Origin of the sequence: Acutalibacter intestini, assembly GCF_034334985.1 — a bacterium.
Lineage (GTDB): Bacteria > Bacillota > Clostridia > Oscillospirales > Acutalibacteraceae > Acutalibacter > Acutalibacter intestini.
In genome coordinates, this window is sequence record NZ_JAWXXL010000143.1 from 1 (window position 1) to 577 (window position 577).

Below are 577 nucleotides of genomic sequence, written 5' to 3' on the forward strand. Positions count from 1 at the left end.
GAGATCAAGATGATCATTGATGGGAAAACATCGAAAACACCATTGCTTGAAATGCTTGAAAAGAAACGGCAGGCATGGCAGGAAGCAATAGATTCTGCGAAATACAAAGAAGAATGTCTGGATAACATTATTCGTAATTTGCAAGGTTCTCAAACCGCGGAAAAAATAACCGTAATGACAGAAGAAGAAAGAGCATGGCTGCTGGTAAAAATGGTATGTATTGAAGATGTCAAAGGACAGAAAGTTCTGAGCGAAGCATTGTGGGTGTAAGGCAATGTGTGTAGGGCTTTAGCACAACTTTACATTTAGCGCTTATATTACTTGTAAGAACGGCGATAGCAAAGCTAATGTTTATCTCGAATGCAGCGAGAGTCCAATTCAGAATGTGATTTACATTACTTTGCCGTTTGGGGTTCTATTGGCTGTGGGGGCTTTCTGTGATTATGGTTTATCATGGCTTGCGCATAGAGCCAATCGTGCTGTTGGGAAGGGAGGATGAATAGTCGGTACTTGTTTTAGAAACTTATAGCAGTGTCAAAATTTGCACTGCAAAACAAAGAAAAGCGGTTCACGATTC

The 577-nt window shown here is 40.6% G+C and carries 1 protein-coding gene; it reads left to right on the forward strand.

Going from position 1 to position 577, the window contains the following annotated elements; translation table 11 throughout:
* The coding region (locus U8U68_RS22130) for a hypothetical protein (RefSeq protein WP_322204654.1) at positions 1-270 on the forward strand (270 nt) is incomplete at its 5' end.
* Positions 271-577: the final 307 nt, after the last annotated feature.